The following is a 13,332-nucleotide window of genomic DNA, read 5'->3' as shown; positions in this document are numbered from 1 at the left end:
TGTTAGCGGTCGGCGCCGTCCCGCCGCCTGCACCCCCCCCCCCCCCTCCCCCCCCCCCCCCCCCCCCCCCCCCCCCCCCCCCCCCCGCCGTGGGGGAGCTGTCGGGTCAGCTGGACGTGGGGGTGGTGCAGGGCGGGAGGGTCGAGGGCGAGACGGTCGCACAGGTCGCCGTCGCAGTCGCCGACCCCTGGGCCGAGGTCGTCGTGCCCGTCGCCGAGCTCGCCGTCGCCGTGCTCGCCGTCGCCGTCGCCGTCTTCGCGGTCGTCGTCGTCGTCGCCGTGGACGGTGTCACGCTCACCGTGGGCTTGCCGGACGAGGTCGACGACGTGGCCGATGCCGAGCCGCTGCTCGCCGAGGACGACGGCCCAGACGGCGAACCGGAGGAGCTGGAAGCCGAGGCCGACCCGGTCGACGGACCGGTCGAACCCGAGGTCGAGCCGGAACTGGCGCCGGAGGTCGAGGCCGAGCCCGACCCCGAGGTACTGGCCGAGGTGGAGCCCGACACCGAGCCCGACGGGGAGGCCGGCTTCATCGGCTCGGCCGGCGGAATACCCGGAGCCAGCTCCTTCGGCGGCTGGACCGGCCGGTCCACCTTGATCTGCCCGGTCACCCGGGCGAACCAGCCGCCGGTGGAGACGTTCACCAGGATGAACTCGGTCACCGGCTGCGGCGCCGCCACCACGATGACCAGCGTGGACGGTTGAAAGCCCGTCCAGGACTTGCCGGTGTACTTGGCGTTGGTCACCAGCGTCGGAGGCTTCAGCGGATTGCCGCAGCCGCAGCGCACCCGGGGCACGCCCTGCGCGTCCACCAGGACGGAGGTGCCGGCCTGCAGCACCGACTGGTAGGCGACCGACGCGCCGCCCTTGTAGCCGTGGTTGGTGACCCGGGTGTCCACCCGCAGGTAGGCCGAGGTCAGCGAGTGCAGATAGCCCGGGATGGCGGACTGTTCGATCCCCTGGGCGGACGCCCAGGCCCGGCCGGTGTCCCCGGTCGACGTCATGGAGACCAGCCGGTCCACGTCACAGGCCGGCTTGGACATCGCCCCGGCGTAGAGTCCGGCCGACGAGCCCTGCACGCTGTGGATGCCGGTCGGTGAGGCCGCTGCGGTGCTCTTCGTGCCGCCGGTCGGCGAAGCGGGGGCGGAGGTCGGCGCCGGAGCGGAGACACCGGCGGTCTCCACCGACTGGGTGAACGGCGCCGGGCCCTGATCGCTCGGAGCCTGCAGCGCCACCTCGTTGGCGGCCGGGATGGCATCGCTGGCCTGGCCGCTGCTGCCGCTGTTGCTGTTGACGATCAGTACCGTCGCCACCACGGCCAGCGCCGCCGTGCCCGCCGCCAGCGCCAGCTTCTTGCCGGAACGCCACCACGGCGTCGGACGCCCGCCGGACGGCCCACCCGGCGCACCGCCCGAGGAGCCGCCGGCTCCGCCCGAGAAACCCGTGGGCCCGGAGGGGCCGGACGGGGGAACGGACGGCGGGCCCGACTGCCCGCCCGAGGGTGGCCCGGAGAGCGGGCCGGAAGGGGGGCCGGACGGCGGCCCGGAAGGAGGTCCGGAAGGCGGTTGGGAACTCATCGAGGCTCCGTTTCGCAGGCGGCCGGCGAAACGGCCGGCACCACAGGCTCCCCCACCGCTTCCATTTCTGCCCCGGCCGGACGGACGCCGCAACAGCAGGTGAAGCCGTCGAAGCCGTCGGTGGGCGTCGTCGTGACCGTCCGTACGCAGCGCGCGGCGGGCCGTCCTGGGTGAACCTGGGAGCAGACGCGAGGGGGGTACCCGAGTCCACCAGGAGCCCGTATGCACCCGGAGCCATCCACCGCGGCGGCCGGTCCGCCCGGCATCCTGCGCGGCTGGCTGGACGCGCTCGCCGTCGTCCTCGCCGGGCTCGCCACGATGGCGGCCGTCGCCGCGCTCGGCCTCTGGGCGGCCGGCGCCGACGCGCTCCCGGGCGGCGGATTCCCGTCCGTGCTGGCCGCCGCGCTGGCGCTGGCCGTCGGCGGGTCCGTCCAACTCGACGGCGGCGCCGGTTTCTTCGCCCAGGTGGACGCGGGGATCACGGCGATGCCGCTGACCGTCGGCCTGCTCGGCGCGCTGGCCATGGCCGAGGTGTTCCTGCGCCAGCTGCGGTTCCGGGCCGTCGCCCACGGCGGCGAACTGCTCGGCCGGGTGGCCCGGACGGCGGCCGTCTGGGTGGTGGCGCTCGTCCTGCTCACGCTCGGCGCCCGGCACACCTTCACCGTCCCGGTGGGCAACGACCTCGCCCAGCAGCTCGGGGGCGCCCTCGGCCTGACCCCCGAGATCGGCTTCCACGCGGAGGCGGCGAGCACCATCGGCCTCGGGCTGCTCTGGCTGCTGGTCGTCCTGGCGGCCGCGTTCGCGGTCTCCCGCCGGGCGCCGCTGCCGCGCGCCCTGGTGCCGTTCCAGCAGGCCGTCCGCCCGGCCGCGTTCGCGATGCTGCTGGTGCTGCTCGCCTACGTGGCGGTCGGGGTGGTCGCGGGCCTGCTCACCGCCGCCGTGCACGGCAACGCCCGGGAGACCATGGCCGTCCTGCTGCTGGCCCTGCCCAACCTGGCCTGGCTCGCGTTCGGTGTCGGGCTCGGCGCGCAGTGGCACGGCCACCTGGCCGGCGCGGTCGGCCTGCCGGTGCCCAAGGTGCTGGCCGAGGTGCTCCGCGCGCCGGACGGCCAGGAGGCCACCGTCAGCCTCGGCACCCTCGCCGAGCAGGACGCCCGCGCCTGGTGGCTGCTGCCGCTGGCCGCCGTGATGATGCTCGCCGCCGGCGTCCTCACCGCATACCGCTCGCCGCGCGGCGTCCGGCTCTGGCGGCACGCCGTCCGGCTGGGCGTCGCGGCGGCCGTCACCATGCTGCTCGTCGGCGTGTGGACGCGGGTCTCCGCCGACTACGGCCTCTCGGTGCTGGGCGTCGGTGTCGGCGAGGGCGGGCTCGGCGACCTCCTCGGGTCCGTCCTCGGCGGCGGCAACCCGCTGGCCGGCCTCGGCGGCGGCACGCTCACGCTGAGCCCCCAGCTCTGGGTGGCGGTCCCGCTGGCGGCGGGGTGGGGTCTGGTGGCGGGCTGGCTGGGCGGCCTGCTGGCGGCTCGGTTGGGGCGGCGCGGCGAGGTCGACGGAACCTCACCGGTGTCAGGCCGGGTGGGCAGTACCTGACCGGCATCAGGCCAGGTGGGCAGGACCTGACCGGCATCAGGCCAGGTGGGCGATCAGGACCACCGCCGGGGGCACCGCCTGGCCGAGGGCGCCGCGCCAGAGCCTGGGCTCGGAGACGAAGAGAGTGATCCCGCCGGCGATCATGAAGGCGCTGACGTAGATGACCACCGCGCGGCCGGCCGTCTCGTGGCCGGTGTGCAGGGCGGTGACACCGGCGGCGAGGCCGAGCGCCAGGAACAGGTTGTAGAAGCCGACGTTGAAGCGCCAGAGCCGCACCTCGGGCGCGTCCGCCGTACTGCCGGTGAGCAGGTAGCGGACCCGTGGGTGCCCGTAGAGGAAGCTCTCCAGCGGCCACACGATCACGTGGATCGCGGCGGCGAGCAGGGCGAAGAGCTGGCTGACGGCGTTCATGGGGGCTCCGCGTTCAGGGGGGAGGGCTCGGGCCGGGCGGGCTCAGCGCCGCGGCGGCGGGTGGACGACCGGGACCGCCCAGGACGGGGGCTCGGGGACGGCCGGCGGCGCGTCGGGCGAGGCCGAGCGGTGGACCGGGACGACCTGGGTCGGCGGTCCGCCCGACTGCCATGCGTCGTCCGGGCCGGCCGCGGGGGCGCCGGCGATCGCTGCCCGCAGCTCGGCGACGAACGCAAGGCAGTCGCTGTACCGCTGTTCGGGGGCCTTGGCGAGCGCCCGGGCCACCACGGCATCCACGGCGGCGGACAGGTCGGGGCGGTGGTCGCGCAGGGCGGGCGGCGGGTCGTTGAGGTGGGCCCAGAGCAGCGCGAGGTCGCTCTCGCGGCGGAACGGCGGCGCCCCGGCGAGCATCTCGAACACCACGCAGGCCAGGCTGTACTGGTCGCAGCGGCCGTCCAGCGGCCGGCCGGAGATCTGCTCGGGCGCCGCGTAGTCCAGGGTGCCGACGATCTGGCCGACGCTGGTCAGCCCGCTGAGCGAGAGCGACTTCTTGGTGAGGCCGAAGTCGGCCAGGTAGAGGTGCTCGGGGTGGTCGCTGTCCGTCCCGGCGGCGACCAGCACGTTGCCGGGCTTCACGTCCCGGTGGACCAGGTCGCGGTCGTGCGCGGCGTCCAGCGCCGAGGCGATCTGCAGTGCCAGCCGGGCCGCCCGCTCGGCCGGGAACGGGCCGCCGTGGTTCATCAGGCCGCGCAGGTCGCCGCCCTCGACGAAGCGCATCGCGATGAACAGGATGCCGTCGGCCTCGCCCGCCTCGAACACCGGGATGATGTGCGGATGGTCGATCGCGGCGGCGGCCTCCGACTCGTGCATGAACCGCTGGCGGAACACCTCGTTGCGCGCGAGTTCGGGCGCCAGCAGCTTGACCGCGACCGTCCGGCCCAGCCGCAGGTCCTTGGCCCGGTAGACGACGGCCATGCCGCCCCGCCCGATCTCGGCCTCCAGCCGGTAGCCGGCCACCTGGCGGCCGACCATGCCGGACGGCAGGCTGGGGGCGCTCTCCGTCTCGCGTGGGCGTGGCGGAGCGGCGGACTCCGTGCCGTCCTGCTCCGGGCCGTCCTGGTCCGTGCCGTTAGGTTCCGTACCGTTCGGTTCCGTACCGACCTGGTCCGGGCCATCCGGCTCGGGGCCGTTCGGTTCCGCGCCGTCCGGCTTCGCGCCGCTGGGTCCGGGGCCGTTCGGTTCCGTGCCGAATGGCTTCGCGCCGCCGGGCCGGTCGTGGGGGATCACGGTTCACCCGTTCGGGTCGGCTCGTACACGCCGGGCGGGGCGGGCGGCGCCGACTTCGGGTGCCCGGACACGGCGTAGGTCTGGAGCTGGAGGCCGTCGCAGTAGCACCAGCGGTCGTGCACCGGGTCGAACACCCAGAGGGCCTCGCCGGCGATGACCAGCCCGATCCGCAGCCCGCGCGAGCGTTCCTGGAAGGTCGCCAGGTCGGCGCCGCCGGCGGCGAGGTCCTCCAGCAGGGAGCGGTAGCGGGCCAGCGCGCCCTCGGCCTCGGCCAGTGCCGGGCGCGGGTCGGCCGTCCGGGAGGGCGGGCCGGTGGCGGCGGGCGGCGCGTCGGGGAGGGCGACCAGCAGCCGGCCGTCCACCCAGGTGGACCAGCCGTTGGAACAGAGCACCTGCCCCCAGTCGCCCTGCCGGCCGATCAGCCGGACCGGCAGCAGCGGGTCCAGCGCGGTGGAGGGCATCCCCGGGTCCGGCGCCGCCCAGGTGGCCATCCCGTCGGGCGGGGCGACGTGGGTCGGGCGGAACGCGAACTCGTCCATGGGCGGCTGCCTGTCTCCCGGCTGCTTCTCGTAGGGCTGCTTCCGGTCTCTCCGCTACTTCGCTGCTCCCGTCGCTTCCGCTATTTCCGCATGATCGCCGGCTCCTGCCGGCGCAGCAGACCCAGTACGGCGAAGAACAGCACCACCGAGAGGCCCACCAGGATGCCCATACAGCGCAGCCAGCGCGTGCGGTCGGGGCGGAACAGCGGGTCGGCGGTGATGGCGGTCGGGAAGATCGTGTGCAGGTCGACGGTCTGGGCCATGGCGGCCAGACCCCAGCGGGAGGGCACCAGCCAGGCGAACTGCTCCAGGCCGGGCACCCCGTGCAGCTTCAGCATGGCGCCGCTGAAGACGATCTGCACCACCGAGAGGAGCACCAGCATCGGCATGGTGGCCTCCTCCTTGCGGACCAGCGCCGAGACCAGCAGGCCGAGCATCATGGCGGAGAAGGACAGCATGGCGACGGCCAGGATCAGCTCTGCCAGGGGCGGCAGCACGACGCCGCTGTGCACCCGGACCCCGTTGGGCAGCGTCGGGCCGAGGTTCACCCCGGCCAGGCCGACGGTGGTCAGCACGGCGGCCTGGGCCACCGTGATCGTGCCGAGCACCACCACCTTGGAGACGAGGTACGCCGATCTGGAGAGCCCGACCACCCGTTCGCGCTGGTAGATCGGTCGTTCCTTGACCACCTCGCGGACGGCGTTGGCGGAGCCGGTGAGCAGCCCGCCGATGCAGAGGGTGAGCACCACGTTGATGGCGTTGTCCGAGGAGATCCGGGAGCCGGCCATCGCCCGGCACATCACCCCGATGATGAACGGCAGGGCGATCATCACGGTGAGGAAGAGCCGGTCGGCGGCCAGTACGGCGGTGTAGCGGCGGACCAGGGTGGCCAGCTGGGAGAACCAGCCCTGCGGCTTCTCCGGCCCGATCGGGCTCCCGGCCCGGGCCGGGCCCGCGGCGGGGACGGCCGGCAGTGCGCCGGCGGCCACGTACCGCTGGTACTGCGGGGACTCCCGGAACCTGCGCTGCCAGGCGGCGTGGTCCTCGCTCTCGAAAGCCTCGAAGGCCTCCGGCCACTCGGCGTAGCCGAAGAACGCCAGTGCCTCTTCGGGCGGGCCGTAGTAGGCGGTGCGGCCGCCGGGGGCCAGCACCAGCAGCCGGTCGCAGACGGACAGGCTCAGCACGCTGTGGGTGACCACGACGACCGTGCGGCCGTCGTCGGCGAGGCTGCGCAGCATCGTCATCACCGAGCGCTCCATGCCCGGGTCCAGACCGGAGGTCGGCTCGTCCAGGAAGAGCAGCGAGGGCTTGGTGAGCAGCTCCAGGGCGACGCTGACGCGCTTGCGCTGGCCACCGGAGAGGCTGGAGATCACCAGGTCGGCGCGGCTGTCCAGGCCGAGTTCGTGGATCACCTCGTCGACCCGGGCCTCGCGCTCTTCCTTGGTGGTATCACCGGGGAAGCGGAGTTCGGCCGCGTAGGAGAGCGCGCGGCGGACGGTGAGCTGGGTGTGCAGGATGTCGTCCTGCGGCACCAGGCCGATCCGGCGGCGCAGTTCGGCGTAATCGCGGTAGAGGTCGCGCCCGTCGTAGAGGACGGTGCCGTCGTCGGCCGGGCGCAGGCCGGTGAGGGCGTTGAGCAGGGTGGACTTTCCGGCGCCGCTCGGGCCGGCCACCGCGAGCAGGGCCTTCTCGGCGAGGGGGAAGCCGACGTCGTCCAGCAGTACCCGGTGGTCGGGGCCGACCCGGACCACCAGGCCCTGGACGTTGAGCGAGATCTCGCCGGTGTCGGTGTACTCGACCAGCTCGTCGCCGGAAAGGCAGAGCGCGGAGTGGCCGATGCCGATGATGTCGGCTGGTCCGACCGGGGCCCTGGTCACCGGGCGGCCGTTGAGGTAAGTCCCGTTGTGGCTGGTGAGGTCGACGATCTCGTGGCCGCCGTCGGGGAGGGTGCGCAGCTCGGCGTGGTAGCGGGAGACCACGAGGTCGTCCAGGACGAGGTCGTTGTCTCCGGCGCGGCCGATCCGCACCGTCCGGCCCGGCAGCCGGATGATCGCGCTGGGCTGGCGGAAGACGCCGGAGGCCTGCGGGGCGATCAGCGAGGGCCGCTCGGCGGCGGCCGGCGCGGGCAGGCCGGCGAAGGTCGCCACCGGGCCCTCGGCCGGGTCGCCGAAGCGCAGCCGGGTGCCGGGGCCGACGTCCTCCTGCTGGATCCGCCGGCCGTCGGTGAAGGTGCCGTTGGTGCTGCCGACGTCCTCCAGCAGCCAGTGGCCGGAGGCGGCGCGCAGCACGGCGTGATGCCAGGAGACCCGGGGGTCGTCGAGGACGATCTCGCTGGTCGGGTCGCGGCCGACGTGGTACGCCCGGCCCGGGTCGATGAGCTGCGAGTCCGTGTCGGTGACCAGAACCAATGGCGGCGCGACGGGCGCGCCTGCGCGCTCTCCCATGCTTGGAGTCTAGCCCGGCGGGGCGGGCGCAGCAGGGTGGGAACGGCCCGTCCGGCCGGTGAATTGGACTGGACCACTGGATGTGCGCCGGGCCGCTGCCCTATCGTTCGGGGTGCCGCCCCGCCCTTCGGGGGTGCCGCCCTGTCATTGCCGTGCACGACTCCCCGTCATTGCCGTGCGCGACTCCTCGCGAGCCCCGGGATGGACACATGAGCGTCTGGCCGCAGTTGCGCGACTCCCGGCTCGTCCGGGGCGGCCGGGCCTCCGGGGCGGTGCTGCGCTGCGGGCTGATGGACACCATGCTGGCCGACCTCTCCGTCTCGGTCGTCCTCTTCTTCGAGCAGGCCCTCGACGAGGACCGGCTCGCCGCCGGGCTGGCCCGTGCGCTGGAGCGGGTCCCGGTGTTCGCCGGACGGCTGCGTACCGTCGGCGGCGCGCTGGAGGTGGTCTGTGACGACTCCGGTGTCCCGGTGGACAGTTACGACGTCGACGGCACCCTCGCAGGGGCGATGGGCCGGGTCACCTCGGCCGGGGCGCAACTGGTCGACCCGGTGGACGCCCCGGCCGCCCGGGCCGGCGGCGTCCCGCTGCTGACCGTCCGGCTCACCCGGCCCTCGGCCGGCGGCACCGTGCTCGGCTGCTCCTGGCACCACGCGATCGGCGACCTGCAGAGCTTCATGCTGCTGATGCACGCCTGGTCCGCCGCGGTGGAGGGTGAGGAGCTGCCGGAGGCCGAACTGACCGAGGATCAGGACGCCCTGCTGGACAAGGTGTTGCCGGCCGTGGACTGCGGACTCCCCGGATTCCGGCTGCCCTCGCCGGCCGAGGCCGCCGTACTGGCCCGCGAGGTGGCGGCCGGCCCGCGAGCCAACCGGACCGTCCAGATCTACTTCGGTGATGACGAACTCGCCCGGATGCGAGCCGAGTTCGGTGCAGTCGCCGGGCGGAGGCTCTCCTCGGGCGACGTGCTCTGCGCCCATGTGGTCTCGGTGATCCGGGAGTTGGACGGTGATCTGGTGGAACGCCGGCTGACCGTCCCGGTCAACGCGCGCCGCCCGCTCGGCCTGCCGGCGGCCCTGGTGGGCAACCTGCTCAGCGAGATCCACCTCCCGCAGGTGCCGCAGGACGGCCCGGCCGCGCTCGCCGCCGCTCTGCGGACGGCGGTCGAGCGCTTCACCGAGGAGCACCTCAACCTCCGCTCCAACCTGGCCTTCCTGGAGTCGCTCGGGCGCGAGCGGCTGCGTGACTGCGTGCCGCTCGGCTTCGACCCGGAGCAGCGGCGGTTCAGCTTCTCCAACTGGAGCCGGTTCGGCGCGTACCGGATCGCCTTCCAGGGGCACCGGCCGGTCTTCTTCAGTCCGGCCGCCAACTACCCTCTGCCGTGGGTCTCCTGGACGGTCGAGGGCTTCCACGGCGCCGGTCTGCTCACCACCGTCGTGCTACCGGTCAGGCTGGCCGCCCGGCTGCGCGGCGCCGAGGGCCGGGCGGCGCTGCACCGCTACCGCGACCCGGCCGAGGTGCGGCCGGCGGTGGCCGCCACGGTGCCCAAGGTGCTCTGAGGGGCGCCGGAACAGGGGAGGCGGGGACGGGAGAGGTCGGGACGGGAGGCGCCGGAGTGGGGAACGCCGGAACGGGGGACGGCCGTCGTCCGGTCGCCCCCCATTCGCTCACGCGGTGTGATCAGACCGGGAAGGCCTCCTCGATAGCCGTCCAGAGCTGCACCCGGGCCTTCAGCGCGAGCCGGACGGTCTCCGCGCAGGCGGCCCACTTGGCGTCGTCGTTTCCGTTGAGGTCGATCAGCATCTGCATCGCCATCGGCGTGTGCTGCTCGCCGTCCACCTCGATGTGCCGGGCCAGGTAGTCCTTGAAGACGGTCAGCGCGCCGTCCGGGTCCTCGATCGTGATGACCTGGGCGAACATGTCGGGGATCAGGTCCTCGCGGCCGAACGCGAAGGCGGCGGCGCGGCAGTGCACCGGCGCGTTCTCGATGATCTCCCAGGTGGTCGAGGTGAAGTCGACGGCGGCCTGCGGCACCCCGGCGCTCTTCAGCGCCTCCGGCACGGCCGCGCCCGAGCGCAGCAGCTCCAGGAAGTCCTCGACCGGCTTCGGGTCGGCGCCGGCCTGCCGCATGCCCTCGACGTAGAGCTCGAAGTGGCTGGTGTAGCCCTCGCCGAGCTCGTCGCTCTCCTCCACCAGCACGATCTCGTTGATCAGCCGGCGGCTGGCGGTCGGCCCGTTCGGGACCCACGGCACGTCGATGCCGGTCAGTTCGCGCTGGAGGCTCTTCAGCAGCGACATGAAGTCCCAGACGGCGAAGACGTGCCGGTCCAGGAAGGTGCGGACCCGCCCGATGTTGTTCAGGCCGCCGTACACGGTGTGGCCGACGACCTCGCGGCGCAGCGGGTCGATCGCCTGCTGGAGGCTGCTCAGGCCCGGGTGCGAACGGTCCCAGTGGTAACGGTTGTTGGACATGTGAAGCTCCTTCACGGGTGGGGCAGGATTCTGTCACGATGGAGACACACAGCAAAGAGGTTGCGCCGCACCCGAGTTACTTCATGACGGCGCGCAGCGCGTGCCGCAGCTGCTCCCGGCCGGGCTGGAGGGCGCGGTCGAGGGCGGGGGCGAAGGGGAGCACCGCGCCGTCCGGGCGGGTGACCCGGCGGGGTGGCGCGATGAGCCGCATCTCCTCGGCGGCGGTGGCCAGCACCTCGCCGCCGATGCCGCAGCTGCGGTTGGAGTCGTCGACGACCACCAGCCGGCCGGTGCGCTCCAGCGAGGCGGCCAGCGCCGCCCAGTCGAAGGGGTACAGGGTGCGTGGGTCGAGCACCTCGACGGAGATCTCGTCGGCCAGCTCCTCGGCGACCGCCAGTGCGTCGTGCACCAGATGGCCGACGGCGACCAGGGTGACGTCGGTGCCGGCCCGGTGCACGCGGGCAGAGCCGAGCGGGACGGGCGCCAGCTCCCAGGTGACGGTCTCGCGGACGGGCAGCGCGGCGGCCGGCGCGAACACGATCACCGGGTCCGGGTCACGGACGGCCGAGCGCAGCAGACCGTAGGCATCGGTCGGGGTGGCGGGCACGACGGTCTTCACCCCGGCGTGCGCGAACAGGCTGTACGGGTGGTCGGAGTGCTGGCCCGCCCAGCCGTCCCGGGAGCCGGAGCCCGGGACCAGGCAGGTCAGCGGGACACCCGCCTGGCCGCCGGTCATCAGCGAGAACTTGTGGGCCTGGTTGACGAGTTGCTCGAAGACCAGGAAGAGCAGCGACGGGATCTGGAACTCCAGCACCGGCCGGCGGCCGGCCAGCGCCGCGCCGATCGCCATCGCGGTGAATGCCTGCTCGGACAGCGGGGTGTCGACGATCCGCTCCGGCCCGAACCGGTCCAGCAGCCCGAGCGTCGGACCGGCCATCCCGGCGCCGATGTCCTCGCCGAAGACGCAGACCGCCGGGTCGGCGGCGAGTTCGTCGGCCAGCGCCCGGTTGAGCGCCTTGGTGTACGAGAGCCTGGTCATGTCACCGCCCCCGCCCGCGGCTGCCGTCCGTCGGCGTACAGGTACGCCGACGCGCCCGCCGGGTCCGGGTGTCCGGAGGCGAGTGCGAACCGCTCGGCCTCCGCCAGCTCGGCGGTCACCTCGGCGTCCAGTCCGGCGGCTCGGGCCTCGCCGATCGCGGCGGCGGCCCGGAGCAGCGGGTCGCGGGCCCGCCAGGCGTCCACCTCCTCCGCCGTGCGGTAGCGAAGCTTCATCCGGCGCTCCATGGTGTGGTGGCCCTCGAAGCGGTAGGTGAGGCACTCCAGGAAGCCGGGGCCGCCGCCGGTGCGTGCCCGGTGCACGGCCTCCTCGGCCGCGGCCCGGACGGCCTCGGTGTCCATCCCGTCGACCGTCACGGCCGGGATGCCGAAGGCGGCCGCCCGGCCGACCGCACTGCCGGCGACCGCGGTGGTGGCCGGCAGCGTCGTCGCGTAGCCGTTGTTCTCGCAGACGAAGACCACCGGGGCCCTCCACATCGCGGCCAGGTTGAGCGACTCCAGCAGTACGCCCTGGTTGAGCGCGCCGTCGCCGAAGAAGGAGACCGCCACCCGGTCCTCGCCGGCCTGCCGGGCCGCCCAGGCGGCGCCCACCGCGATCGGCGCGCCGGCGCCGACGATCCCGTTGGCGCCCAGGATGCCGAGCGAGAGGTCGGCGGCGTGCATCGAGCCGCCCCGCCCCTGGTTCAACCCTCCGACGCGTCCCGCCAGTTCGGCCAGCAGCCGGTGCGGCTCGGCGCCTCGGGCGAGGACGTGGCCGTGGCCGCGGTGGGTCGAGGTGAGCCGGTCGCCCGGGCCGAGTGCGGCGCAGACACCGACCGCGACGGCCTCCTGTCCGATGTACGGGTGGATGCCGCCGGTGATCACCCCGGACTTCACCAGGCCGAGCGCCAGCTCCTCGAAGCCCCGGATCAGCCGCAGCATCCGGTACCGCTGCCCGGGGCTGCCGAGAGGGGCGTGGGGGGCGAGGCGGGAGAGTGTGGCGGCGGGGGCGACGGGCGTCGGGGTCCGTGGTGTCACCGCGCTCCCCGCCAGATCGTCGGGCAGATCTCCGGGTCGGCGTAGTCCGGCCGGCCGTCGGCGGTACGGCCGACCACCACGTCGTGGTTGTAGACCACCGTGCTGCCGTCGGGCCGGGTGGCCTTCCGGTACGTGTTGGCGCCGTCCTGGAGGTGCAGCGAGACGGCGCGGCGCGGTGTGGCGGCGAGGTTGGGGCCGCTGCCGTGGTAGGTGCGGCAGTGGTGGAAGCTGACGTGCCCGCGCGGGATCAGCATCGGCACCTTGCGGACCTGCTGCCCGTTGAAACGGGCGTTCTCGGCGAGGATCTCCTCCAGCTCGGAGCGGTCGCGGTGGGCGAAGTGCCGGGTGGAGTCCTCGCCGGAGTCCAGCTCGCGCCAGCGGTGGCTGCCGTCGACCATGGTGATGGTGCCGTTCTCCTCGCGGCAGTCGTGGAACGGCAGGAACGCGGTGAGCATCCGGTCGGAGGACGAGGTCTGCCAGTAGTGCTTGTCGAAGTGCCAGGGCACCCGGTTGCTCGGCTCCCCGGGCACCGGCGGCTTGTAGATCAGCGTCGCCTGGAAGACCCGGATCTCCTCGGCCTCGGCGAGCAGCGCGGCGACGGCGCCGAGCAGCGGCTTGCGCAGGATCGCGCCGATCGCGTCGCTCTCGAAGTGCACGTAGTCGTTGTGCCGCTGGACCGGGCCGTGGGCGGGCTCCCAGGAGGCCAGGTTCGGCGGCCGGACGGGCAGTCGGCGGTCCCGGTGGCCCTCGTAGTACGTCTCGGTGGCGGCCTGGAGCGTGTCCAGTTCCTCGTCGCTGAACAGCCGGCGGGAGAGGTACCAGCCGTGTTCGAGGTAGCCGGCCACCTCCTCTGGGGTCGGCAGCAGTGCGCGTTCGGCCTCGGTGAGCTGGAACTCGATTGCGGTGGTCATGAGTTGTGGCCTCTTTCGGGGCTGGGGCT

The 13,332-nt window shown here is 73.8% G+C and carries 11 protein-coding genes; 2 read left to right on the top strand and 9 right to left on the bottom strand.

The window, feature by feature from the left end:
- Positions 1–106 precede the first annotated feature (106 nt).
- Positions 107–1,312 (bottom strand): DUF6777 domain-containing protein, encoded by a 1,206-nt coding sequence (locus tag ACZ6NC_RS05585; RefSeq protein WP_465729295.1) that lies wholly within the window; start codon positions 1,310–1,312, stop codon positions 107–109.
- Positions 1,313–1,798: 486 nt separating this feature from the next.
- Between ACZ6NC_RS05585 and ACZ6NC_RS05580 the strand changes: the two genes are divergently transcribed.
- A complete protein-coding gene (locus tag ACZ6NC_RS05580) occupies positions 1,799–3,166 on the top strand; it encodes a streptophobe family protein (RefSeq protein WP_465729293.1) in 1,368 nt (455 codons plus the stop codon).
- A gap of 36 nt (positions 3,167–3,202) precedes the next feature.
- On the opposite strand, the gene ACZ6NC_RS05575 is transcribed toward ACZ6NC_RS05580, so the two are convergent.
- The 4 genes from ACZ6NC_RS05575 to ACZ6NC_RS05560 all read right to left on the bottom strand — a co-directional run bounded on the left by ACZ6NC_RS05575 (position 3,203) and on the right by ACZ6NC_RS05560 (position 7,847).
- Positions 3,203–3,577: a DUF1304 domain-containing protein gene (locus ACZ6NC_RS05575; protein WP_465729291.1), complete on the bottom strand. Its 375-nt coding sequence runs from the start codon at positions 3,575–3,577 to the stop codon at positions 3,203–3,205.
- Between the two features lie 42 nt (positions 3,578–3,619).
- Complete coding sequence (locus ACZ6NC_RS05570) at positions 3,620–4,609, bottom strand: serine/threonine-protein kinase (protein WP_465729289.1); 990 nt, start codon at positions 4,607–4,609, stop codon at positions 3,620–3,622.
- 251 nt (positions 4,610–4,860) lie between these two features.
- The gene (locus ACZ6NC_RS05565; RefSeq protein WP_465729287.1) at positions 4,861–5,403 is read right to left on the bottom strand and encodes a hypothetical protein; all 543 of its coding nucleotides are present in this window, start codon (positions 5,401–5,403) and stop codon (positions 4,861–4,863) included.
- An 80-nt stretch (positions 5,404–5,483) separates the two neighbouring features.
- The gene (locus tag ACZ6NC_RS05560) at positions 5,484–7,847 is read right to left on the bottom strand and encodes an ABC transporter ATP-binding protein/permease (protein ID WP_465729285.1); all 2,364 of its coding nucleotides are present in this window, start codon (positions 7,845–7,847) and stop codon (positions 5,484–5,486) included.
- Between the two features lie 209 nt (positions 7,848–8,056).
- On the opposite strand from ACZ6NC_RS05560, the gene ACZ6NC_RS05555 reads away from it, so the two are divergent.
- A complete protein-coding gene (locus ACZ6NC_RS05555) occupies positions 8,057–9,406 on the top strand; it encodes an acyltransferase (protein ID WP_465729283.1) in 1,350 nt (449 codons plus the stop codon).
- 121 nt (positions 9,407–9,527) lie between these two features.
- Here ACZ6NC_RS05555 and ACZ6NC_RS05550 read toward each other — a convergent pair whose 3' ends face one another.
- The 4 genes from ACZ6NC_RS05550 to ACZ6NC_RS05535 all read right to left on the bottom strand — a co-directional run bounded on the left by ACZ6NC_RS05550 (position 9,528) and on the right by ACZ6NC_RS05535 (position 13,303).
- A complete protein-coding gene (locus ACZ6NC_RS05550; protein WP_465729281.1) occupies positions 9,528–10,319 on the bottom strand; it encodes a DUF3050 domain-containing protein in 792 nt (263 codons plus the stop codon).
- Between the two features lie 76 nt (positions 10,320–10,395).
- Positions 10,396–11,358, bottom strand: a complete 963-nt coding sequence (locus tag ACZ6NC_RS05545; RefSeq protein WP_465729279.1) for an alpha-ketoacid dehydrogenase subunit beta — start codon at positions 11,356–11,358, stop codon at positions 10,396–10,398.
- Positions 11,355–12,392: a thiamine pyrophosphate-dependent dehydrogenase E1 component subunit alpha gene (locus tag ACZ6NC_RS05540; protein ID WP_465729277.1), complete on the bottom strand. Its 1,038-nt coding sequence runs from the start codon at positions 12,390–12,392 to the stop codon at positions 11,355–11,357. The genes ACZ6NC_RS05545 and ACZ6NC_RS05540 overlap by 4 nt, the downstream gene beginning before the upstream one ends.
- Entirely contained in the window at positions 12,389–13,303 is a 915-nt protein-coding gene (locus ACZ6NC_RS05535) for a phytanoyl-CoA dioxygenase family protein (RefSeq protein ID WP_465729275.1), read from the bottom strand. The genes ACZ6NC_RS05540 and ACZ6NC_RS05535 overlap by 4 nt, the downstream gene beginning before the upstream one ends.
- Positions 13,304–13,332 lie beyond the last annotated feature (29 nt).

It is taken from the genome of Kitasatospora sp. NPDC041988 (assembly GCF_055588525.1).
The sequence above is the reverse complement of the archived record's forward strand: the minus strand, read 5'-3'. Positions and strand labels throughout refer to the sequence as shown.